This window comes from Gilliamella sp. wkB178, assembly GCF_001690705.1.
In the GTDB taxonomy this organism is placed as follows: domain Bacteria; phylum Pseudomonadota; class Gammaproteobacteria; order Enterobacterales; family Orbaceae; genus Gilliamella; species Gilliamella apicola_K.
Genome location: NZ_LZGK01000011.1, coordinates 330,538 through 353,970, shown reverse-complemented (window position 1 = coordinate 353,970; position 23,433 = coordinate 330,538). Strand labels below are relative to the sequence as shown.

Genomic DNA, 23,433 nt, shown 5'->3' with positions numbered 1-23,433 from the left:
ATTATATTACTTTACGGGACAGCCTAGAACTGCAATTTTATTTAATGAATGTGAATTATTAACAACTTGATCATTCAAACAATCATCATTAGGTTGTTCAACGTTTTTTACCTCTTCCGTTTTAGGTGTTGGATTCGCATCTGGGCATGCAATTAGCTCAGGCTCATCATGATGACAGGCAGTTATCATAACTGATAATACTAATAGAAAAAATAACCGTTTCATATATATATTATGTGGTGGATAAATTATTAAGCTGAGTATAACTCAACATTACTTAAAATTGTATTAGCAATTGATAAAATAATGAAAATACTATTGTCGTTATTGCAAAAGGATATTATGCTTAACAGCATATAGTGATCTTGTGCACAATTTAGATATATGAGGAATAAAATATGAAAAAAGTCGTCACTTTAGCTGTATTAGTTGCATTGCTTTCCGGATGTAGCAACAGTGATATATATTCTGGCGATGTTTATACTACCGATCAGGCTAAACAAGTTCAACAAGTTAGTTATGGAACAATTGTATCTGTTAGACCAGTAAAAATCCAAGCTAACGCGACTGATGGTAAAAATAACAATATTATTGGTTCACTAGGTGGTGCGGCACTTGGTGGTGTTTTGGGTAATACTATTGGTAATGGTACCGGTAGAGTGTTGGCGATAGCAACTGGTGCTATTGGTGGTGCCATGGTCGGTGGCGCAATTGAAGATAAAGCCAGCCAAGCCAATGCGGTGGAATTAGAAATTAATCGTGAAGACGGCGGTAATATTGTCATTATCCAAAAAGGTTCAACTAAAGATTTCTATGCCGGTCAAAATGTACGCTTAGTAACTAATGGTAAACAAATTAGTGTTTCACCGCGTAATAATGACTCTATCAAATAAGTGTTAACTTCTAATTTTCAGTAGTAATTAATATCATTGACTTTCTCCGGTTAATTACCGGTGAAAGTTAGTTTCTCTTTGATTAACTAATAACAAATTCATGTTATTGCCCTGATATAACCCTTTGTTGTAGTTAAATCTTCTAATTAATATTTCTAGATTAATTTTGCTTGCATTTAAAACAAGTGCAACTTGTTTTTAAGCTAGCTAAATTATAAACTTAATAGCAACAATTTATTAATAACAATAGGAACAACCAAGCAATGCGCATATTACATACTATGATTCGCGTCGGTGATTTAACTCGTGCAATTGATTTTTATACTCGGGTTATGGGCATGCGAGTATTAAGAACGAGTGAAAATACTGAATACCAATATTCATTAGCTTTTGTCGGCTATGGTGATGAAACTACCAGCTCAGTAATCGAATTAACTTACAATTGGGGCACTACTCATTATGAACATGGTAATGCTTTTGGTCATATAGCTATTGGTGTGGATAATGTTGCTCTAATGTGTGAAAGCGTTAAACAGGCAGGTGGTAAAGTTACCCGCGAAGCAGGGCCAGTTAAAGGTGGCTCTACCATTATCGCCTTCGTTGAAGATCCTGATGGATATAAAATCGAGCTCATTCAAAACGATCAAGCGGATAAAGCATTAGGTAATTAACAGATGGTTGTGGTTAGATAAAAATCTCGCCGTTTAGCGGCGAGATTTTTATATTAACAGTGCTTAATTTTGTGGTTTATCAATAAAAAACTATACCTATTAATTATTAATCTGTAACAATCTGTCAATTAATTGCTGATGGATGATAGTTTGCTTTGGTTGTTCTAAGCTAGCTGTAGTGATAATTGCATTCAAAGCCGCTAATGAGGTAGCAAAATCGTCATTAATAATTACATAATCGTATTCATTATAATGCGAAATTTCTGCTTGCGCTTTTAACATTCTTTTTTTAATCACATCTGTATTATCTTGTCCCCTTTTTACCAAGCGATTCTCAAGTTCATCGAGGGAAGGGGGTAAGATGAAAATACTTTTAGCTAATGGCATTTTGGCTCTTACTTGTTCAGCACCTTGCCAATCAATATCTAAAAATACATTAATGCCTTGGGCTAAACTCTGTTCTATTTCTGATTTCGAGGTGCCATAGTAGTGATCAAAGACATTAGCGTATTCGACAAAAGCTTGTTTACCGATCAAGGATTCAAATTGTTGGTGATCGACAAAATAATAATGTTCACCATGTTGTTCACCTGGTCTTGGATCCCGAGTAGTATGGGAAATTGAGACTTTAGCCGGGTGATGATCCTTCTGTTGTAAATAGGCACGAATTAAACTTGATTTACCTGCTCCACTTGGCGCAGAAATAATAAATAGCGTTCCGGTATACATAGCTAGTGTGTCACTCTTTATTTAAATTGTAATTTTGATTATTAATATATTATTAGCTAAACATTATATCAAAAAATGATAATAGTTTGTTGCTGCTATTTTAGGCAATATAATTAGTTATTTATTAGATCCGAAGAAAAAGCCAAAATATATGTTAACCCTGAAACACCTTTACTGGATGAATTATTTATATTTAAATACCAAAATAATAAATAGAGAAATAAGAGGATATTAGGATTGAAAGCAAGTAACGAGCAATTAACTTTTAAAGATGGTGTACAAGCTTGTATACCAACTTTATTGGGTTATATTGGTATTGGCATTGCCGCCGGCGCAGTCGGTAAAGCTTCTAATTTGTCAGTTATTGAGGTGACTTTATTGGCGGTGATTATTTATGCCGGTGCCGCTCAATTTATTGTTACCGGATTAATGATCATCGCCACGCCAATTTCTGCAGTCATATTTACCGTTTTTTTAGTTAATTCCCGGCATTTTTTAATGAGTATGGCTACAGCTCCGGCTTTTCGACGCTTCTCTTTATTTAACAATATCGGTATTGGTAGTTTATTAACTGACGAAACTTTTGCTGTGGCGATGAGTGCAATAACCAATAAAGTGCCAGTTAATCCTGCTTGGATGCATGGACTAAATTTAACCGCTTATATTACTTGGATTCTTGCCTGTTTAGTTGGTGCTTTAATCGGTGAATGGTTGCCAAACCCAGCATTATTTGGTTTAGATTATGCTTTAGTGGCAATGTTTATTGGTTTACTTTATTTACAATTAAATAGTGATAAAAGCAAAAGCATTAAGAATCGAATTATTGCAATGTTAACCGTGACAGTAATGGTGGTACTGCTTATGCGCTGGGTATCATCTGAAATGGCCATTTTAATCAGTACTTTTGCTGGTTGCTTTATGGGCGTAGCCATGGAGCGGAAGGCATGACAACTTATAGCTTATTAATTATTTTGGGCTCAGGTTTAGTCACTTGGTTACCAAGAGTCATTCCGTTTATATTAGTACGTAAGTTGCAATTACCTGATATTGTGATTCGTTTTTTATCCTATGTGCCTATTTGTATTTTAACTGCCTTATTGGTACAAAATCTGTTTGTTGCCAAACTGGGTGAGTTTCCAAACTTTAATGTGGAATATTGTTTAGCTGCTATGCCAACTATTATTGTAGCGGTTTTAACAAGAAATTTGATGTGGATTGTGGTTTCAGGAATGGCTTTTATGGCAATGATTCGCTATTTTTTAATCTAACCTAGAGCGTTGCTAAAGCTAAACAGGGCCATCGCCCTGTTTTTCAATCTTTTTGCTTTGATTCAATTTTATTGATAGTAACCAGAAGTTTTTCTGCTTCGGCTGTTTGCCCTAGTTGTTTAAGATAATTAGCCATCGCTTTTTGATAAGCAAGATTATTAAGAATAGCTTTCGGTTGCGATTTCCACCATTTTATTAATGCTAGAGGATCTTCATCTGTTGATAACTGTTTGATTCGCCCAATATAAGCTACTTGTTTAAATTGATCTAATTGTGATTCACTATAGGCTTTTGTTTTATACATACTTGGCATCAAATCAATCACTGCTTGGAAGTTACTCATTTCATAGTAGATTTGATCGGCAAGCCTGAGTACTTCAGGGTTGCGAGGTTTTTCGTTTAATAGGCGTTCAATCACTACTTTTGCCGCCTCATATTCATGATTTTTTATTTGTAAACGAATTTGTACTAATTGGAAGGCAAATTTCTCCTTAGGTTGGCAAGTTTTAGCCGCTTGTTCTAGTGATTGATTAGCTGAGATTAATTGGTCATTATCAATTTGGGTTTGCGCAGCAAGTAGATAAGATAAGGTTATATTATGGGCCCCTTTAGCGCTTTTCATAAATAATTTACTAGCTTGTTGGTAGTCACCCTCAAGTAATGAAAATTGAGCTTGTTCAATGCGCTTCATAGCTTTACGCGGTGATTTTGAACGTAACCAATTACCTAATGCCGTTTTGGAATTAAAAATCTTTTTAAACAACCAATAAATAATGTACAGACAAAGTAACCCCAATAACAGCAATATCACAAAAGAATTAAATGACATGCTGATTCGATAATTAGCAACCACAAATACGGCTGAACCTTGATGACCTTGCAGTAAAGGGCCTAGAAAAAAACCACCTACAAGCACTAAGAAAATAATTAATATTCTAAACATTATTATTCTCCTATTTGGTCAACATTGAACGGACGCGGGTTTGCATTAACTTTTCTAACTCACCAAGACTAGCCAAATTATCAGGTACAGATTGATTGCTTATGGATTGACTTTGTAAGTTTTCCAGATCATTTAAGAAAGCCTTAACACTGGGTGCATCGCCATCAAAATAGGCATTAATCCAAATTGAAGCATCATTCAATGCCTGTTGGTAAATAAGATCTTGATGTCTAGGCACCGCTTGTGCGGCAATTAATAAACGGAAGCGAATATTCTCACGCAAGTAAAGTGATTGTTCTAACGACAATGGAGCTTTTAAAATTTGACAGTGAACAATTTGTTTTTCATCATTACCTGCTTTAGCTAAGCAAGAATTAAAATTATTTTCGGTTTCATCAAGTTTCTCGATACTAACAAATTTCTGCATAAATGCTTCAGCATTAGTTAATAAATTACTGGACCAATCAGAAATAGATGAGGTTATTCCAGTATTATTATCACTGCTTTGGTTGGTGGTAACCTCTGCATTAGTTGGAGTAGCATTTGAGTTTGTATTAGTATTGGTTGTTGGATTAGGTAAGTCATCATTGTATTGAGTCATACCCAGATCAACTTCTTTATAATTACCTACCAATGGTAATTCAGTTAAGGATTCCGACAAACCTAATAACTTCATAATAATGCCATCGGTATCAATAAAACTCACTTGCGATAAAGAACCAATATCTTTATTTATTGCTTGCCTTGCCGGTAATAAACTAGGATCGTTAGCTTGAGCTAAACTTTCATCAGCATTTTTTAGTAGTAGGCGAGCCGTAGTATAATCCTGATCATTCCAAATTTTCCTACCTGCTAGGTGCACCAAATAATTAGCTTGTGAAATTAACCAAACATTATTGTCTGTCGTGGACATCGCCGCTAATCGTTCATTAATATTATGCAAACTTTGTTCATTTAACTTAGATAAGTCATTTACTTGATTAGTAAGTTGTTGTTGACTTTTTTGCTGTTCATTAAGTTGACGATCAACTTGTTGTTCTAGTGATGAGAATTGTTGATTTTGTTTATTTACAGCATCAGTAATACTATTTTGTAAGTCGTTAACAATACTTTGTTTGGTGGTTTGTTTTAAGTTTACGATTTCAGTTTGCAAGATTGAAATGGTCTTTTTTTGATTTTTAAATTGTTGGTGACCATGATAATAAACAAACCCACCAAGGCAAACTGTTAAGGCGATAGCAACAATAGATAATTTCGAAATCGGTGCTTTGTTGCGATTATTTTTAACTGGTGGCGTAGTGACTTGTTGTTTTGGCTCAGTACTCGCTGGTATAGTTACCGGATCTTTTTTATTCTCTTTCATTGTGTTTTTCGCTTCATTCTTAGTATCTAATATAGAAGGTTGGCTAAATGAAGTGGTACTTATTGTCGAAAGTGTTGCGTTGGCACCATAATATCGGGATGGCATAACTTACCTCATTTAGAATTTTTTAAACAATAATAACGGCATTATGACATATACTTATCATTGTTTTAAATAAAATTTAATGTTTATCTTAGTAACTAACATCGGTTACTTGGTTGTCTTGACCTATTTTCAGGTTACTAAGTGTTACTAGATTATTGGCTATTTAATTTAATAATTATAAGACAATACCTAGATTAAGCTAGAGATGTTTAGGATATTTAAATTAGTTAATCTGTTAACTAGTATTCTTTGACACTTTATTAGTGATATGGTTTGGATAGAGTCTCTCAATAGCAGTTAATAAATCCTGATTATGCGCACTAGCAACTTGAAGGACTTTTTGCCATTTTAGTTGTTTAGCTTGATTAAAAATTCGTTCACTGGTTACGATTAAATTAACTTGGTGTTTATGTGTATTATGGCAATAAGCTTCCAATTGTAAAAGGTGCTCAACACTTGTAACAATTATGATTTGTTCAGCAATATGATCAGCTAAAATGTTATTTGGATATTTAATTGGTTGGCGGCGGTAACACTCAATTAATTTAACTTTAGCTTGTTGTAGAGTTAGGTTTTCTGTCAATAATTGCCGACCAGTATTACCGCGTAAAATTAATATATTACGATTTTTTAATGATTCACGTGCCAGTAATTGTAATAAGCCTTCGCTATTTTCTTGCTCCGGGTAATGGATAGTTAGGTTAATTAATTGACCAAAAAGGTTGGCAGATTTTTCACCAATTGCAAAATAACGAACGTGTTTGGGGAAAGACAAATTAGCTAGAGTTTTCTTAATTATATAGGCTACTTGTGGCGACGAAATGATGACCATATCTAATGGTAACAGTTGATCGAGTTGTTGTTGCAAATTAACTAAATCATTACCAGCAATAATATTAAACAAAGGTAAGTGCATTGCCGGGAAGTGAGCCTGATTAAGTTGTTTAGTTAGGTCTTCACCTTCTGGAGAAGGCCTAGTTACTATAATCATTCGCCTTGTAATTCCTGTAATATTTCATCGGCACCTTGTTCAAGCAGTCGTTTTGCTAGTTGACGCCCTAAATCTTCGGCAGCTATTCCTGAACTTTGTAGTTTTACTTGAATAATTTTGGACCCATCAACACGGCCAACTAAACCATGTAAGGTTAATACTTCGTTAGTTAATTTAGCATAGCAAGCGATAGGAATTTGACAACCACCTTGTAACGCCTCATTCATTGCTCTTTCTGCTTGAATGCATGAACGGCTATTAGGATCTTCAAGTGGCGCCAATAGATCCTTAACTACTTGATCATCGGATCGAGTTTCTATGCCGATAGCACCTTGACCAACTGCGGGTAATATTATGTCCGTATCTATGTATTGTTTAATACGGTTATCTAAACCCAAGCGTTTTAAGCCTACGGCGGCCAAAATAATGGCATCATATTCTCGGTTGTCGAGTTTATTTAGTCGTGAACCAACATTGCCACGTAAATCTTTGATTAAAATATTGGGATATTTTGCTCGTAATTGGCATTGTCTACGTAAACTTGATGTACCTACGACGGCTCCATATGGTAGGTGTTCTAAGCTCTCATATTTATTGGAAATAAAGGCATCGCGCACTTCATCACGGTGACAAATGGTGGCTAATACTAATCCTGGTGGCAATTGGGCGGGAACATCTTTGATAGAATGAACCGCAATATCAGCAACGTTATTTAACAATGCTTGCTCTAGTTTTTTTACAAACAGACCTTTACCACCAATTTTGGCTAGTGGGCTGTCTAGCAAAACATCACCTTGAGTCACCATAGGTATTAACTCAACTACTAAATTTGCATGGCTAGCTAATAGTTTTTGTTTAACATAGTTAGCCTGCCAAAGTGCTAAAGGGCTTTTTCGGGTTGCAATGCGAATTTTCACTCTATTTTCCTACGTTAATACTCAAGCTTAATGACTTTACCTATGCAAGGATGATTTGTTAGTGATGTAATAATTGCAAAAGTTTACATTATTGGGTTAATTACCCTGAAACATTTGTATAAAATGTTTCAGGGTATGTCAATTCAATTATTATAATTTATCGACAAAACTAACAGCATAGCCAATATAATTAGCTGGTGTTAATAATTTTAAGCGAGTTTTTTCGTGCTCAGGTAGATCTAGAGAATCGATAAACTTTTTAATATCTTCGGCACCAACACGTTTGCCTCGAGTTAACTCTTTGAGCTTTTCATATGGTTTTTCAATACCGTAACGACGCATGACAGTTTGTATTGGTTCAGCAAGTACTTCCCAGTTGCGGTTAAGTTCTTCAAGAAGATATTCTTGATTAACTTCCAATTTATTCAATCCTTTTAGAGTGGATTGATAAGCGATTATGGCATAGCCAATACCAACCCCTAGGTTCCGTAAAACGGTGGAATCAGTTAAATCGCGTTGAAAACGTGAAATAGGTAATTTGCTTCCTAAGTGATTCATAATTGCATTAGCAATGCCTAAATTGCCTTCAGAATTTTCAAAATCAATGGGATTGACTTTATGAGGCATGGTCGATGAACCAATTTCACCGGCAATAGTTTTTTGTTTGAAATGATTTAAAGAAATATATCCCCAAACATCACGATCAAAATCAATCATGATAGTATTGAAACGTGCTACACAATCAAAATATTCAGCAATATAATCATGAGGCTCAATTTGAGTCGTATACGGGTTCCATTGTAGACCTAATGAACAGACAAATTCTTCACTAAATTGGTGCCAATTAATTTCAGGGTAAGCAACTAAATGGGCATTATAATTACCGGTGGCGCCATTAATTTTACCTAGTATTTCCACTGATTGCAGTTGTTTTAATTGGCGTTGTAAACGATAGGCTACATTTGCAAATTCTTTACCAATGGTAGATGGCGTAGCTGGTTGCCCATGAGTTCTGGCTAGCAACGGTAATTCGCGATAAGTTTTAGCTCTTAATGTTATGTTTTCAATCAGTTGCTGCCAATAAGGTATTAAAACTGTTTCTCGAGCAGTTTTTAACATTAATGCATAAGATAAATTATTGATGTCTTCAGAAGTGCAAGCAAAATGAATAAATTCATTAATTGCATGTAATTCTTGGTTATTATGGACTTTTTCTTTCAAGAAGTATTCAACGGCTTTTACATCATGATTAGTAGTTTTTTCAATTTCTTTAATCCGCTGAGCATCTTGTTCACTAAATTGTTCAACAATTTGATTAAGGTGATTGATAGCCAAATCACTTAACTTTGGAACCTCTAGAATATCTGCGTGAGAGGCCAATTTTTGTAACCAGCGAACTTCAACTAGGACACGGTATTTTAATAAACCATATTCACTAAAAATTGAACGTAATTCTGTAGTTTTATCACCATAACGGCCATCAATAGGTGAGAGGGCGGTGAGTGCAGATAATTCCATCGGTCTAACTCCGTTGTTATTTTTAATATATATTTATAAATATACCAATTAATTGGTGTTATCAATCTCTAACAGTAATTCTTGAGCCGCTTTACAAATCCGTTTGCGTAAAAATAAAAATTGTAGGCGACTTCCACCAACTTGATACCATAAGATCGCCGAGCGAATACAACCCAAAAGCGCGGTTCTGACTTTTGCTTGCACTAAAGAATTTTGTAAAAACTCAGCCTTACCAACTACTTTAATTTTAGTTGCTAAAGGGCTGACAATATCAGAATAGATCCCCGCGAGCGAGTAAGAAAGATCATCAATATGTGCCTGTATTGTTTCTTCACTCATATCAGTATAGAGCCCGGATATCCGGGTTAAGCGCTGATCTATTTTAGCTAATGCATCAGTATTTTTGATTAGTTTGCTAGTAATACTTAAGGAACCAAATAGATAACGAATTAACTCGATCTGTTCTTTTTGTCCTGAGGAAAGTAGTTGTATTAATGTTTTTAAACCGGTTCTAATGTTGTGCAATCCTCCAAATACGTCCACTGTTGTTTTTGGGGAAGTTTGAAACACACTTTTTATTGATTGCTCATATAGAGTAGTACTGCAAACCCCCGTATTGGCAAGCTGAGGGATTAATATTGTGCTTTGTGCTACTCCGGCAAGGGCGATAGCAATATGATGATATTTAGTGTTCACGCAAATGCTCCTTACTACCTATAATCCTGTTTGCAATAATCCCACCACCTAAGCACACTTCACCTTGATAAAAAACGGCTGATTGCCCGGGAGTTACAGCAGCAACCGGATTAGCAAAAATTACTTCAATTTCATCTTCGGCCAAAGGGTTAACTTGACAGTTTATATCCTGTTGACGATAACGCGTTTTGACCGTACAACTAAATGGTTGGGTAACCACTTGTCGATTCACCCAATGTAATTGTTGAGCAATTAAGCCATCAGAAAAAAGAGCCGGGTGGTCATGGCCTTGGGCTACAATCAACTCATTATTTTTAATATCCTTGTCGACTACATACCATGGGGTATCTTCAGCTTGTTTTAGTCCACCAATGCCAAGTCCTTTACGTTGCCCTAATGTATGGTACATGAGCCCATGATGTTGACCTATGATCTCACCATCGACAGTACGAATATTGCCTGCTTGAGCTGGCAAATAACGCGCTAAAAAATCACTAAATTTACGCTCACCAATAAAACAAATGCCAGTGGAATCTTTTTTGGTAGCAGTAGCTAAACCAAGTTGCTCAGCAATTTTACGCACCTGGGGTTTTTCTAATTCGCCCACCGGAAATAAACTTTGACCAATCTGGTCTTCACTAAGTGTGTATAAAAAATAACTTTGATCTTTATTGGTATCAACACCACGTAATAATTCAATTTTGCCGTTGGCTTCACGTTTACGCACATAATGGCCAGTAGCAATATAGTCCGCACCCAGATCTTGGGCTGCATATTCTAAAAAAGCTTTAAATTTGATCTCTTTATTACATAAAATATCAGGATTAGGTGTTCGGCCTGCTTTGTATTCAGATAAAAAATGTTCAAATACATTATCCCAATATTCAGCAGCAAAATTAATGGTATGTAGCTTAATATTTAATTTATCACATACCGCTTGAGCATCGGCTAAATCTACTGCGGCTGAGCAATACTCATCAGTATCATCTTCTTCCCAGTTTTTCATAAATAAGCCAACAACGTCATAACCTTGTTGTTGTAATAAATAAGCTGAAACTGAGGAATCAACGCCACCAGACATTCCGACAACGACTTTTTTAGTTGTATTTGGGTTCGACATAATAACAAGAAAATAAACTGAAATTTGATGATCAATTTTAGCATAATTAGACTAAAAAGCCTAAAGTTATGCCGGTTACAATGAAAAAGTAGTAATAATATTATATTGAAACGTGTAAGGTTCCTGAAACATTTTTACGTTTTTTTTAAAAGATATAACCAATATTAACGTGGAAAAAAACGAGATAATTATTTTTTTAATAACTTCGCCCATAAACAATTGACGAAGTTATTATTATTTATATAGCTAACAGCATTTATTAATTAAGCTTTTTTTGTACATAAACAACATGGCCAATAATTTCGAAGTCTTGCGGGGTATTTTTATCCACAATAATACTAGGATATTTAGCATTGTCGCAAAGTAACGCCAAGTTACAACCTTGATTTTGAATGCGTTTAATACTGATTTGGTCGTCATATTGGACTGCGTAAAGATAGCCATCAAGTGGTTTGCAATGGGTTTTATTAATAATAAGAATATCATTATTTGATATGGTAGGTTCCATACTATCGCCTTTAGCCCATATCGCAATTAAATCATCAGCATTAAATCCATGATGCTTGATTAAGCTAATATCAAAAGGGATGGATTCAATGTTAACAACTTGTTGGTCGGTCTCATTTAATTGATGAAATGGGATGTGTATACAGCCTCTAATTTCGGTTTCTGGAAGCAATCGACATTCGCCTTTGCCTGTTGCCAACCACTCTACCGGAATATCACATTTTTGAGCAATGATTGCTAATCGGTTTAAGGAAGGGTAGGTTTTCCCTGATAAATAGTCACGAATTACAGCTTCAGACATGCCTATTTTTTTGGCAAAAGCATTACCTGATAAACCTTCTAAGACTAATGTTAATCTAGTTTTAAAGTTAATCACTCCGGTATGAACAAGAATACTCTTTTTTTCTTGATCATTGAGCGTTTTTTCTTTGTTTTCCTTCATTTTTAATTCCATTTCAAGTTATTTTTTTATTATTTTCGTTTTAATTCGCGTTTTTATGTGTTATTCTTTGCAGGTGTTTTTATACCATATTAGTGTTGTAAGACCGATAATCTTTTCAATATTAAAAGAATAAACTTATAGAGGATCTCATAATGAGCGAACAAGATCAAGACTGGACACCATCACGAGTAGTTGGTGAAATCAAAATTAGAGGAGGAAATTTGCGGGCATTATCGCGTTCAAGCGGACTGCAAGCTGATACTTTAAGAAATGCACTCTACCGTCATTGTCCAAAATACGAAAGAATTATTTCCGAATATTTACAAGTACCGGTAGAACAAATTTGGCCTACGCGTTACGCTAAAAAGAATAAAAAGTAGTATAAAGTTAAATAAAGACGCCTAAACCGGCGTCTTTTGTTTATTTGCGTGTTTATTTATGTTTGGCTTTTTCAGCTGCTTTAACGATAACAGCAAAGGCATCAGCTTTTAATGAAGCACCACCAACTAAAGCGCCATCAATATCTGGTTGGGTAAATAATTCAGCAGCATTTTTATCATTAACCGAACCACCATATTGAATGATGACTTGTTCAGCAACTTTGGCATCTTTTTTAGCAATATGATCACGAATGAATTTATGCACTGCTTGCGCTTGAGCTGGAGTAGCAGATTTACCAGTACCAATTGCCCAGATTGGTTCATAAGCAATAACTGCATCATTAAATGCTTGCACACCTAACGCATTAATTACCGCATCGATCTGACGAGCACAAACTGCTTGAGTTTGCCCGGCTTCATTTTCAGCTTCTGATTCACCAATACACAGTACCGGAATCAGACCAACTTCTTTTAATACACCAAATTTTTTAGCAATTAATTCATCTGATTCTTTATGATAGGTACGACGTTCTGAATGACCAATGATGACATGAGTAACGCCAACTTCTTTTAACATTGTGGCTGAGTTTTCACCAGTAAAAGCACCGGAAAGATTAACATCTACATCTTGAGCGCCTAAGAAAATATTAGAACCGCCTAATTGATGTTTCACATAGTCAAGGTAGACAACTGGTGGCGCAATTGCGATATCACATGCAACATCGGTTGATAATTCGTTTCTCAACCCTGCAACTAGGTTTTTTGCCATATCGATACTACCATTGAGTTTCCAGTTACCCATAACGAGTGGTTTACGCATAATTTTCTCCAACTTAAGATTTAAATAGGTATAGATTTTAGAATGAATTGGTTATAATAGTAAACATTATATACCAAATAATTTGAGCTAGAGGAAAATATGTCTTTAGAAATTTTGAATCAATTAGAAAATAAAATTCAACACACTGTAAATACCATTAAAACACTACAGCAAGAAATTGCCACTTTAAAACAAGGCAATCAAGAATTAGAACAATTAATTAATGATAGTTCTGATGAAATGAAAGCACTACGTGAAGAGAATGAAAAATTGAAACAAGATCAACAAGTTTGGCAACAACGAATTCAAACTTTATTAAGTAAGATTGGCGAAATAGCCCAGTAAATTATTTAACTTAATTTTTAACGCGGCTTAGGTCGCGTTTATTTTATATTCTATCAATAGCAATCGAAGATTAGTCAAATGCGTGCAGAGTTAAAATCATTATGGCTCACTGAAACCATACACTTGATTGAGAAAGAATCGGGTCGATTTGCCGATCAAGACATAAATCGCCAAGTTAGAGCCACGCAAACCTCCCTGACTAATCGTATTGTAATGCGGGCAACATTATTAGCCCAACAAACCGGATTGTTATCTGCCCAAAAAGTATTATTAAATGCAGTTAAACTCTCTTTGGTTTTATTACTGTTACTATCTGTTTTTTTAGGTGCCACTTTAGCTTTTGGTGCTTTAAGTCAAAATCCGGTCAATTTATACTGGGCACTATTTAGTTTGCTGGGCGTACATTTTGTTACCTTAATAATTTGGTTACTGTCTATGTTTTTGTTTGCCAATCTTGGTGGCAGCATATTGGTATATTGTTGGCTTTGGCTAGCTAAAAAGTTATCGCAAAAAAAAACTGTACAGCAACTTATTCCTGCATTTAATGAGCTGTTTGGTAGCCGTATTCGTTGGCTTATTGGCTTGGTACTGAATTTATTTTGGACGGTTATATTAAGTTCAGCATTATTGGTGTTGTTAGCACTATTTTCGACGCAACATTATAGTTTTGAATGGAAAACAACGTTATTAAGTTCCGATGCCATTATTGATTTAACTCATTACTTAGGTTTAATTCCTGCTAAATTAGGTTTTGCCATTCCTCAAGATGATGTTATCCGGCTAAGTGATCAAGCGTTAAATTCAGGCGAAATTCGTTCTTCTTGGGCGGTTTGGTTGTTAGGGGTATTTGTAGTTTATGGTTTGAGTATTCGCTTTATCTGTATGATCATATGTGGATTTAATTGGTGGTTTAGTTGCCGACGGATTAAATTAGATGTTAATCAAGCCGGTTATCAGCTGTTAGCCAATCAGTTACAACCGTTGTTAGTGAAAGTTGAAGATGCTGACCAGCGCCAAGATTATAACCACTGGCATACACAGGTATCTTTTATAGAAGAAGGTCAGGGGGCATATTTGGTTGCGGTTGATATTCCCGAAGATTGGCATCCACCTGATTCGGTTATTTTTTTAGGATTTTTAAATACCCGTGAGCAACGCCAAAAAATTTTAGATCGGTTGCAATTAACTCCGGCTAATAAATTACTCATTGCGATTGATACAGATAGATCGCCTGATCGCGGTATACTTAACTTTTTAAATCAATTAATGAATAAATCCCAGCAAAATCGGGTATGGTTTATTAACCAAGGCAAGCAATTTAATAACTGGCAAGAGTTATCTTTACAATTGGCTACTCCAGCATGGTTAACTGAGGAACTGTAATATGTTAACAACATTAAAATTAGCAGTGATTGGTCATGCCAACGTTGGTAAAACGTCATTATTGCGGGCATTAATTCGTAATAGTCATTTTGGCACTGTTTCCGATAAACCAGGTACAACTAGACAAGTAGAATCAATAACTTTTCCTTTGGAGCAAAATAAAAATATTATTTTTTATGATACTCCCGGTTTGGAAGATAGTTTATCTCTATATGATTATATTAATCAATTGGTTTCAACGAATAATAAACTTGATGGTATCGATAAATTAACGATTTTTTTACAAAGTCCTGAAGCACAAAATTTGTTTGATCAAGAGGCCAAAGTTATCAAACAACTGATTAATAGCGATGCCGCAATCTATGTTATAGACGTCAGGGAACCAATTCTGGCCAAGTATCACGATGAGTTAGCTATTTTAGCCTATAGTGATAAACCTATAGTAGCGGTATTGAATTTCATCGCCAACGAAGAACAAAATGAAAAGGAATGGAAAAGATTGCTTTCACGCGTGGGAATACATGCTATTATACGTTTCGATGCTATCTTCCCACCATTAGATGGTGAAGAACGATTGTATCAAACTTTAGCTTTATTGGTTGAACCGGCAAAAGCAATCCTTGATGATTGGTTGACTAAAATAGCAGAATTACGCAATTCACGTAATCAAACCGCTAATCGGATTATTGCCGAAACCTTAGTTGATGTAACAGCCTATTATGAAATGGCAAAGCTTGATGATAAACAAGTTATCATCAATATGCAAAATAAAGTTAGAGAGCGAGAGCAAAACGCAATAAATGAATTATTACGGCTTTATCAATTTGACTCTGCACAAGAAAACGAAGAAAATTTACCTTTAATTAAAGGGCGTTATAAAGCAGATCTGTTTAATGTAGAAGCATTAAAAACGATGGGAATGCATTTAACTAAAGGTTTTGTATCTGGTGCAACTATTGGAGCAAGTATTGATTTGGCTGTTGGCGGTACCACGCTGGGCTCTGCTGCATTAATTGGTGCAGCTGTGGGCGGTTTAATGCAAACAGCGAAACATTATGGTTCTAGAATGCGGAATAAGCTTTCTGGATATAGTAAACTAAGCGTTGATGATGTTATTATTTGTTTTCTTTCTTTACGATTAATCTATCTTAAAGAAAGTTTAAATCATCGCAGCCATGCGAACTCTGGTCCCATTAAGTTATCTAAACTTGATAAAAGTGAATGGGAAAAGGGCAAGTTACCTACGAGTCTAAAGGTAGCAAGGGGTCATTCGCAATGGTCGACTTTAAATAAAGGAACAAAAAGGCATGACAAAAGAAGACAATCGACTATTAGGAAGCTTTCTGAGCAACTTCATTAGTGTGAAAAAGCGTTTTTTAATAACCACATTGATCTTTTCACTCTTTATGTTATTTGGTTGTAGTACTAGTCAAGGGCAATTATCTACTAAAAACTCTAAACCAGATCCATTTATGTTGGCTAAAATTGATTCTCATTACAAAAAATGGCAAAAAACACCTTATCGTTATGGTGGTTCAACTTTAGCGGGTAGTGATTGTTCAGGATTAGTGATGAATTTTTTCCGCAGTAAATTTGCTAAAACATTACCAAGAAGTACTGCAGAACAAGCTCAACTAGGTTATAAAGTTACCCAACCCAAAGCAGGTGATTTAGTATTCTTTAGAACGGGTCGTGGTGGTAATGGTTTACATGTTGGTATTTATTATGCTGATGGTAAATTCTTACATGCTTCAACCTCTAAAGGTGTTATGTATTCCAATTTAAATGAAGACTATTGGAAAAAGCATTACTGGATGACGCGGCGCCTGACGGATAGCTAGTAGTTTATAAGTCTGCAAAAAATATGACTCTCTAGTTTTAGATAATTTAGAGAGTCTTTAGTATTTCTGCCTTAATATGATCTTCTTTTTAGATAGTTTTGTTTTCTCTTAATCCCCGCATTAAATTAGCAACATAAAGCATTTCACCGGGAGTACCCAGTGAGATTCGGCACCAATTAGTTGCCGGGTCAAAATCTCTACCCACTAACACACAATTTTGTTGTAGCAATTCTCGATATTTTTGCAAATCAATAGGCGTTTTATGAAACATAAAGTTGGTTTCAGATTTTAAATATTGTAATCCTAATTCTGATAAAACTTGTTCCATAATAGTGCGGGAAACATCAATAGCTTTTTTAGAATAAGTCAAAAATTGACTATCATCCATCGAAGCTAAAGCAGCACATACACCACAATAATTAAGTTTTTCACCAGCTACATATTGAGCAATATTCTTGATATTATTCGGTGAACTAATTACATAACCAACCCGTAAACCAGCCATAGCATGAATTTTGGAAAATGTTTTTAGTAACACCACATTTTCAGCCCCGTTACTGATTAAACTATCAACGGAATGAAAATCAGGATCATTAACAAATTCAGCATAGGCCTCATCGACAATAAAAATCATATTTTTAGGCGCACTGGTTATCCATGATTCAAGTTCATTAGCTTTGAATACAGTTGAAGTTGGATTATTGGGATTGACTAAATAAACAATAGAAAAGCCATTAAACTCATCGACTGCTTTTTTTATGGAACGTAGATCTATTTGCCAATCAGTAAGACAGGATACTTTAGTAATTTTTAAATTAAAGATCTTAGCAAAATGTTCACCATCACTATAAGTAAGTTCAGGTATTACTAATTGAGTATTGGGTATACAAAATGCTTCGATGGCGCTACGAATTCCCTCTGATGATCCAGCAGTTAATAAAATGTGGTCATCTTCAACGTTATGGTGTTGCCCTAGTTTTTTATTTAACAATGGCATTTCTGCTTTAGCATAACGATTGGCTTTGGGTATTGCATTAATGGCAGCTTGTTTAGCATTTGGTGACATGCCAAGCGCATTTTCATTAAAATTCAGCCTTATTGGATTATCTAAAGTTGGTGTAACCACTGTATCTAACATCGGCAGTGAGAAGGCAATCGATTTTTGTATCTCTTGGGCATAAGCTTTAGATAACAACTGATTAACTGATAACCCAGCAACGGCAGCACTAGAAAGTGTTAACAATTTTCTACGGCTAATATTTAAATTAGATATCATTATTTACCTCACAATTAGTTAGTCTTTGATAGGCTAATTAATCGTGCAAGAACTGTTCCAAAATTTAAATAATTTTAATATATAGATTATTATCAATGTGTTGATTGGTAAAATTCATGATAAATATTGATAATATAGACTCGTTTACAACAAATTTGCACAATCAAGGTGCTTATTGCCCGTTCTTAGGACAATGAAAAACCAGTTTTTATAGGAGTATAAAAACTGGTGGTTAAAGTCTAAGAACAAATAAGGTTTATTATATTATTAACTATCCGCAGGTGTTTCAATATCGGCGAAGGTAGCTAATAGTTCTAAGAACTTATATTTCGAATTGACCAGCTTAGTTGAACGCTCATGCAAAGTATTGGCAATGGTCGGTTCTAGCGTTTCTAAACGGCGGAATCGTTGCTCTTTGAGTAATATGTTGGATAGTGCTTCACTATTTGGTGATTTAGAATCTAATACCAACCCTGGTTTACCTTCCAGCATGCGCCTTGGATCATAACGATAAATTGGCCAGAATCCTGATTTAACTAAATCTTTCATTTGTTCATGTGATTTAGATAAGTCATACCCATGCTCTTCACAAGGGCTATAGGCGATCACTAAAGATGGTCCATCATAGGCTTCGGCTTCTTGTAGCGCTTTAAGGGTTTGATTAAGTTGTGAACCAAGAGCTACTTGTGCAACATAAACATGACCATACATCATCACACTGACCCCTAAATCTTTACGGGCTTTATGTTTACCTAAATCTGCAAATTTAGTCACGGCACCCATTGGGGTAGCTTTTGATTGTTGGCCGCCAGTATTTGAATAACATTGGGTATCTAATACTAAAATATTAACATTATGAGTTAAACTCATAACATGATCTAAGCCACCAAAGCCAATATCGTAGGCCCAACCATCCCCACCAAGTGCCCAAACAGATTTATCAATAAGATAATCTGCATCACGCATTAGTTCTTTAGCTTCCGGAGAACTTAAGTGTTCTAATTGTTGGCGTAACGATACTAAGTGGCGACGTTTTTCATCAATTGTTACTTCCGGAGATTGTAAAGCAATCACGATTTCCGGTGATATTTCTGCAGCTACATGTTCCAATAGTCGTATAACACGTTGTTTATGTTGGTTGTAGGTAATACGGTAACCTAATGCAAATTCGGCATTATCTTCAAATAATGAATTAGCCCAAGCTGGTCCGCGGCCATTACGATCAGTGGTGTAAGGTGTTGATGGTAGATTACCACCATAAATTGACGAACAACCGGTTGCATTAGCAATGGCTAAATGGTCACCATAAAGTTGGGTTAATAATTTGATGTATGGAGTTTCACCACAACCCGCGCAGGCACCAGAAAATTCAAATAAAGGTGTTAATAATTGCGAAGTTCGGATATCAATACGTTCAATTGTTTTGATATCACGATCTGGTAATGCCATAAAGTAATTAAAGTTGTTTCGTTGAGTATCAAGATTATCGATACGCGATTGCATGTTAATAGCCTTAATATCAAAGTTATTACGATCGCGAGATGGACAAACTTCAACACATAAATTACAACCAGTACAATCTTCAGGGGCAACTTGCAGCACATAACGTTGGCCTTTCATGTCGCGAGCTTTCACTTCTAACGAACTCAATGATTCAGGTGCATTGACCATATCTTCTGGGGTAACCACTTTAGCCCGAATAGCTGCATGTGGGCAGGCAACAACACAGTGATTACATTGTGTACAAAGCTCAGGCTGCCAAATTGGGATTTCCTCGGCAATATTGCGTTTTTCCCATTTGGTGGTGCCAGTAGGCCAAGTGCCATCAGGTGGAAACGCTGATACCGGCAGGCTATCTCCTAAACCAGCCAACATAGTTGCAGTAACCATTTTAACAAAATCTGGCGCATTATAAGGCACAATTGGTGGTCTGGACGGACTACTTTGGTCAACACAACTGAGCGGAATTTGCTCAAGTGACGTTACCGCTAAATCGAGCGCTTTCCAGTTATTCTCGACTAAATCTTGTCCTTTACTACTATAACTTTTAGCGATTACTTCTTTTAATTGACCAATACTAAAATCATTTTTAAATATTTCAGAAAGATGGAAAAATGCAGCTTGCATAACAGTATTGATTCTTGCACCCAGATTACATTCGCGGGCAATTTTTGCTGCATTGATTATGTAAAAATGAGCCCGTTTCTTAATTAGTTGCACTTGAACTTCTTTAGGCAGACGGTGCCAAATCTCATCTTTACTATAAGGTGTATTAAGTAAGAAAATACCATCATCTTTTAGCTTTTCCACCATTTGGTATTTATCGATAAACTGATCTTGATGGCAACCAATAAAATGAGCACTAGTAATTAAGTAAGCAGAATCTATTGGATCTAAACTTACTCTAAGGTGCGAAGTGGTTAATCCTCCAGCTTTCTTGGAGTCATAAACAAAATATCCTTGCACATAGAAAGGTGAACCATCACCAATAATCTTAATATTATTTTTAGTTGCCGAAACGGTACCATCACTACCCAATCCATAAAACAATGCTTCTAATGCCGATTTTTGTGGAATAGATTTTTCCGGTAATGGTAAAGATAGACCCGTAATATCATCATAAATACCAACCGTAAATCGTGGGCGGGGAGCAGGTAAAGCTAATTCTGTAAAAATAGCCAATACACAACGAGGATCAAACTCTTTAGAAGATAAGCCATAACGACCACCAATAATTAGTGGCATATTGGTTCGTTCACCATGCGAAAAACTCTCAGCAAAAGCTGTCATCACATCTAAATACAGAGGTTCTGCTTGGGCTCCGGGCTCTTTGGTTCGATCAAGTACTGCAATTTTTTTAACAGTTGCAGGAATGCTTGCAAGTAAATGCTTAGCGGAAAAAGGTCGAAATAGTCTAACGACCACCACACCCACTTTTTCACCTTGTTGCAATAAATTATCTACCACTTCTTTAGTAGTACCAGCACCAGACCCCATAATAACAATGATATGCACGGCATCGCTCGCACCATAAAATTCAAAAGGTTGGTATTTTCTTCCGGTTTCTTTTTCAAAAACAGCCATGGCATCAACAACATGTTGATAAGCATTGTTATAATAAGGATTGATTGCTTCCCGACATTGAAAAAAAGTATCCGGATTGGCAGAAGTACCTTTTATAACAGGTTTGTCAGGTGTTAAAGCTCGGGCACGTAATGCGGTAATTGCTTCATATGGTAATAGATTGTGGATCTCATCATCACTAATTGGATAGATTTTATTAACTTCATGCGAAGTTCTAAAACCATCAAAAAAATGAATAAATGGTATACGGCTATTCAAGGTAGCAATTTGAGCGATTAAAGCTAAATCTTGAGCTTCCTGTACTGAACTAGAACAAAGCATGGCAACGCCAGTTTGCCGAACCGCCATTACATCTGAGTGATCACCAAAAATGGATAATGCATGGGTAGCCACTGTTCGTGCTGCTACATGTAATACAAAAGGTGTTAATTCTCCGGCTATTTTATATAGCGACGGTATCATCAACAATAAACCTTGTGAAGAAGTAAACGAGGTTGCCATTGCCCCCGTCATTAATGAACCATGGACAGTTGCGATAGCACCAGCTTCCGATTGCATTTCAACAACTTTTGGTATGTCACCAAATACATTAGGTTTGTTAAATTCAGCCCATGTGCTGGCCTGCTCGGCCATGGGGGAGCTAGGGGTAATTGGATATATAGCAATGACTTCGTTTGCACGATAAGCAACGGATGAAACCGCACTATTAGCATCTGATATGATCATTAAAAAACCTTGTATTTTATAGTGTTACGACATTACTTACTTTCTTATAATTGGCGTTATTGTACCAGAAAGTGAGATAGCTTTTAGTTATTTTTGTATTAATTTTTCTACATAATCATGGTTATTGGGTTGGTTAGTCTGTTAATTTTCATAGAAAATTAGGTGAAATGTGAATGTATTAAGTGAGTTATTTTATCCTAAGCAGTGAGTTTATTACTCAAGCTATGGAGTATTGGCGTAGTTATAGTGGCTTTTAATGATAATTTAAAACTGATGCTATAGATTTTATATATTACACCTTGGCAGCAATAAATTAGTATAAGTTGATATTATCCAATGAATTAATAATTGGTTAATATCAACTATAATGATTTATTTAATTACCACGCGTTCGGATGAATGTGATTGTTTAATCTCACCAATTAACCAAGCTTGTTCGCCATGTTTATTGAGTAACGCTATAGCGTTATCTACACAATCTTTTGGTAACGCTATAATTAAACCGACACCACAATTAAAAGTACGATACATTTCGTGGCGACTTACATTACCAGCTTGTTGTAACCAATTAAATATCGCCGGCCATTGCCAGCTGGTTTCATTAATAATTGCTTGAGTATTAGCAGGTAATACACGGGGAATATTCTCCCAAAAGCCACCACCTGTAATATGTGCGATGGCATGGACTTTTACCTGCGCAATCAAATCCAGTACCGATTTAACGTAAATTTTGGTTGGTGCAAGTAAGTGATCAGCTAACAGTTTGCCATCTAATTGCTCTGTGGCTAAATTAACACCACTAACTTCAATGATTTTTCGCACTAAGGAATAACCGTTAGAATGAGCACCACTCGATGCTAAAGCAATTAAGGCATCACCATCAGTGACTTTACTACCATCAATCATTTCAGATTTTTCAACAACACCAACACAAAATCCGGCTAAATCATAATCATTGTTATGGTACATACCCGGCATTTCGGCAGTTTCACCACCAACCAAGGCACAACCTGATTGCTTACAGCCTTCAGCAATTCCTGTTACAACAGTGGTTGCTACATCCACATTTAGTTTACCGGTCGCATAATAATCTAGAAAAAATAATGGTTCCGCACCTTGCACAATAAGATCATTAACACACATGGCGACTAAATCAATACCAATAGATTCATGACGGTTTAGATCCATCGCCAGGCGAAGTTTGGTACCAACGCCATCAGTGCCAGAAACTAAAATAGGTTGTTTATATTTTTGTGGAATAGCACATAAGGCACCAAATCCACCTAAACCACCCATAACTTCAGGCCGTTTAGTTGCTTTAACTACGGGTTTAATGCGATCTACAAGTTCATTACCGGCATCAATATTGACACCTGCATCTTTATAACTGAGGGAATTATTATTTGACACAGTGA

The 23,433-nt window shown here is 35.8% G+C and carries 23 protein-coding genes; 9 read left to right on the top strand and 14 right to left on the bottom strand.

Translation table 11 applies throughout. The features are described 5' to 3' along the window. Positions 1 to 6 precede the first annotated feature (6 nt). Positions 7 to 189 (bottom strand): hypothetical protein, encoded by a 183-nt coding sequence (locus A9G13_RS03200; protein WP_141670854.1) that lies wholly within the window; start codon positions 187 to 189, stop codon positions 7 to 9. 209 nt (positions 190 to 398) lie between these two features. Between A9G13_RS03200 and A9G13_RS03195 the strand changes: the two genes are divergently transcribed. After that, positions 399 to 893 (top strand): glycine zipper 2TM domain-containing protein, encoded by a 495-nt coding sequence (locus A9G13_RS03195; RefSeq protein ID WP_065556169.1) that lies wholly within the window; start codon positions 399 to 401, stop codon positions 891 to 893. A 263-nt stretch (positions 894 to 1,156) separates the two neighbouring features. Beyond that, entirely contained in the window at positions 1,157 to 1,564 is a 408-nt protein-coding gene (gene gloA / locus A9G13_RS03190) for a lactoylglutathione lyase (protein WP_065556168.1), read from the top strand. 99 nt (positions 1,565 to 1,663) lie between these two features. Here gloA and gmk read toward each other — a convergent pair whose 3' ends face one another. Continuing rightward, a complete protein-coding gene (gmk, locus tag A9G13_RS03185) occupies positions 1,664 to 2,293 on the bottom strand; it encodes a guanylate kinase (RefSeq protein ID WP_065556167.1) in 630 nt (209 codons plus the stop codon). A 237-nt stretch (positions 2,294 to 2,530) separates the two neighbouring features. Between gmk and A9G13_RS03180 the strand changes: the two genes are divergently transcribed. After that, entirely contained in the window at positions 2,531 to 3,241 is a 711-nt protein-coding gene (locus A9G13_RS03180; protein WP_065556166.1) for an AzlC family ABC transporter permease, read from the top strand. Continuing rightward, positions 3,238 to 3,561, top strand: a complete 324-nt coding sequence (locus tag A9G13_RS03175) for an AzlD domain-containing protein (RefSeq protein ID WP_065556165.1) — start codon at positions 3,238 to 3,240, stop codon at positions 3,559 to 3,561. Before A9G13_RS03180 ends, A9G13_RS03175 begins: the two co-directional genes overlap by 4 nt. A 43-nt stretch (positions 3,562 to 3,604) precedes the next feature. On the opposite strand, the gene A9G13_RS03170 is transcribed toward A9G13_RS03175, so the two are convergent. The 8 genes from A9G13_RS03170 to A9G13_RS03135 form a co-directional block, all read right to left on the bottom strand. After that, positions 3,605 to 4,504, bottom strand: a complete 900-nt coding sequence (locus A9G13_RS03170) for a heme biosynthesis HemY N-terminal domain-containing protein (protein WP_065556164.1) — start codon at positions 4,502 to 4,504, stop codon at positions 3,605 to 3,607. A gap of 10 nt (positions 4,505 to 4,514) precedes the next feature. Next, the gene (locus A9G13_RS03165) at positions 4,515 to 5,972 is read right to left on the bottom strand and encodes a uroporphyrinogen-III C-methyltransferase (protein ID WP_065556163.1); all 1,458 of its coding nucleotides are present in this window, start codon (positions 5,970 to 5,972) and stop codon (positions 4,515 to 4,517) included. A gap of 235 nt (positions 5,973 to 6,207) precedes the next feature. Beyond that, the gene (locus tag A9G13_RS03160) at positions 6,208 to 6,963 is read right to left on the bottom strand and encodes a uroporphyrinogen-III synthase (protein WP_065556162.1); all 756 of its coding nucleotides are present in this window, start codon (positions 6,961 to 6,963) and stop codon (positions 6,208 to 6,210) included. Next, positions 6,960 to 7,880, bottom strand: coding sequence for a hydroxymethylbilane synthase (gene hemC / locus A9G13_RS03155; RefSeq protein ID WP_065556161.1), 921 nt, complete (start codon positions 7,878 to 7,880; stop codon positions 6,960 to 6,962). The genes A9G13_RS03160 and hemC overlap by 4 nt, the downstream gene beginning before the upstream one ends. A gap of 150 nt (positions 7,881 to 8,030) precedes the next feature. After that, the gene (gene purB / locus A9G13_RS03150; RefSeq protein ID WP_065556160.1) at positions 8,031 to 9,398 is read right to left on the bottom strand and encodes an adenylosuccinate lyase; all 1,368 of its coding nucleotides are present in this window, start codon (positions 9,396 to 9,398) and stop codon (positions 8,031 to 8,033) included. 48 nt (positions 9,399 to 9,446) lie between these two features. Continuing rightward, on the bottom strand, positions 9,447 to 10,094 hold the full coding sequence (gene hflD, locus A9G13_RS03145) for a high frequency lysogenization protein HflD (protein WP_065556159.1): 648 nt from the start codon (positions 10,092 to 10,094) through the stop codon (positions 9,447 to 9,449). After that, positions 10,084 to 11,214 carry a tRNA 2-thiouridine(34) synthase MnmA gene (gene mnmA / locus A9G13_RS03140; protein ID WP_065556158.1) on the bottom strand — a complete coding sequence of 377 codons (1,131 nt, stop codon included), beginning with the start codon at positions 11,212 to 11,214 and terminating at the stop codon, positions 10,084 to 10,086. Before mnmA ends, hflD begins: the two co-directional genes overlap by 11 nt. Before the next feature lie 259 nt (positions 11,215 to 11,473). After that, positions 11,474 to 12,163 carry a LexA family transcriptional regulator gene (locus A9G13_RS03135; protein WP_065556157.1) on the bottom strand — a complete coding sequence of 230 codons (690 nt, stop codon included), beginning with the start codon at positions 12,161 to 12,163 and terminating at the stop codon, positions 11,474 to 11,476. A 152-nt stretch (positions 12,164 to 12,315) separates the two neighbouring features. Between A9G13_RS03135 and A9G13_RS03130 the strand changes: the two genes are divergently transcribed. Further along, positions 12,316 to 12,543: a helix-turn-helix domain-containing protein gene (locus A9G13_RS03130; protein ID WP_065556156.1), complete on the top strand. Its 228-nt coding sequence runs from the start codon at positions 12,316 to 12,318 to the stop codon at positions 12,541 to 12,543. Between the two features lie 52 nt (positions 12,544 to 12,595). Here A9G13_RS03130 and tpiA read toward each other — a convergent pair whose 3' ends face one another. Further along, positions 12,596 to 13,363: a triose-phosphate isomerase gene (gene tpiA / locus A9G13_RS03125; protein WP_065556155.1), complete on the bottom strand. Its 768-nt coding sequence runs from the start codon at positions 13,361 to 13,363 to the stop codon at positions 12,596 to 12,598. Positions 13,364 to 13,462: 99 nt separating this feature from the next. On the opposite strand from tpiA, the gene zapB reads away from it, so the two are divergent. The 4 genes from zapB (at position 13,463) to A9G13_RS03105 (ending at position 16,932) form a co-directional block, all read left to right on the top strand. Beyond that, positions 13,463 to 13,708, top strand: a complete 246-nt coding sequence (gene zapB, locus A9G13_RS03120; RefSeq protein ID WP_065556154.1) for a cell division protein ZapB — start codon at positions 13,463 to 13,465, stop codon at positions 13,706 to 13,708. A 78-nt stretch (positions 13,709 to 13,786) separates the two neighbouring features. Beyond that, on the top strand, positions 13,787 to 15,091 hold the full coding sequence (locus tag A9G13_RS03115) for a DUF2868 domain-containing protein (protein ID WP_065556153.1): 1,305 nt from the start codon (positions 13,787 to 13,789) through the stop codon (positions 15,089 to 15,091). Between the two features lies 1 nt (position 15,092). Then, the gene (locus tag A9G13_RS03110) at positions 15,093 to 16,451 is read left to right on the top strand and encodes a DUF3482 domain-containing protein (protein WP_065556152.1); all 1,359 of its coding nucleotides are present in this window, start codon (positions 15,093 to 15,095) and stop codon (positions 16,449 to 16,451) included. Continuing rightward, positions 16,399 to 16,932, top strand: coding sequence for a C40 family peptidase (locus A9G13_RS03105; RefSeq protein ID WP_065556151.1), 534 nt, complete (start codon positions 16,399 to 16,401; stop codon positions 16,930 to 16,932). The genes A9G13_RS03110 and A9G13_RS03105 overlap by 53 nt, the downstream gene beginning before the upstream one ends. 88 nt (positions 16,933 to 17,020) lie before the next feature. Here the strand turns inward: A9G13_RS03105 and A9G13_RS03100 are convergent, their stop codons facing one another. The 3 genes from A9G13_RS03100 to purM form a co-directional block, all read right to left on the bottom strand. Further along, positions 17,021 to 18,208: a pyridoxal phosphate-dependent aminotransferase gene (locus A9G13_RS03100; RefSeq protein ID WP_065556150.1), complete on the bottom strand. Its 1,188-nt coding sequence runs from the start codon at positions 18,206 to 18,208 to the stop codon at positions 17,021 to 17,023. A 267-nt stretch (positions 18,209 to 18,475) separates the two neighbouring features. Beyond that, entirely contained in the window at positions 18,476 to 22,018 is a 3,543-nt protein-coding gene (gene nifJ, locus A9G13_RS03095; protein ID WP_065556149.1) for a pyruvate:ferredoxin (flavodoxin) oxidoreductase, read from the bottom strand. Between the two features lie 372 nt (positions 22,019 to 22,390). Next, positions 22,391 to 23,428, bottom strand: coding sequence for a phosphoribosylformylglycinamidine cyclo-ligase (gene purM, locus A9G13_RS03090; RefSeq protein ID WP_065556148.1), 1,038 nt, complete (start codon positions 23,426 to 23,428; stop codon positions 22,391 to 22,393). Positions 23,429 to 23,433: the final 5 nt, after the last annotated feature.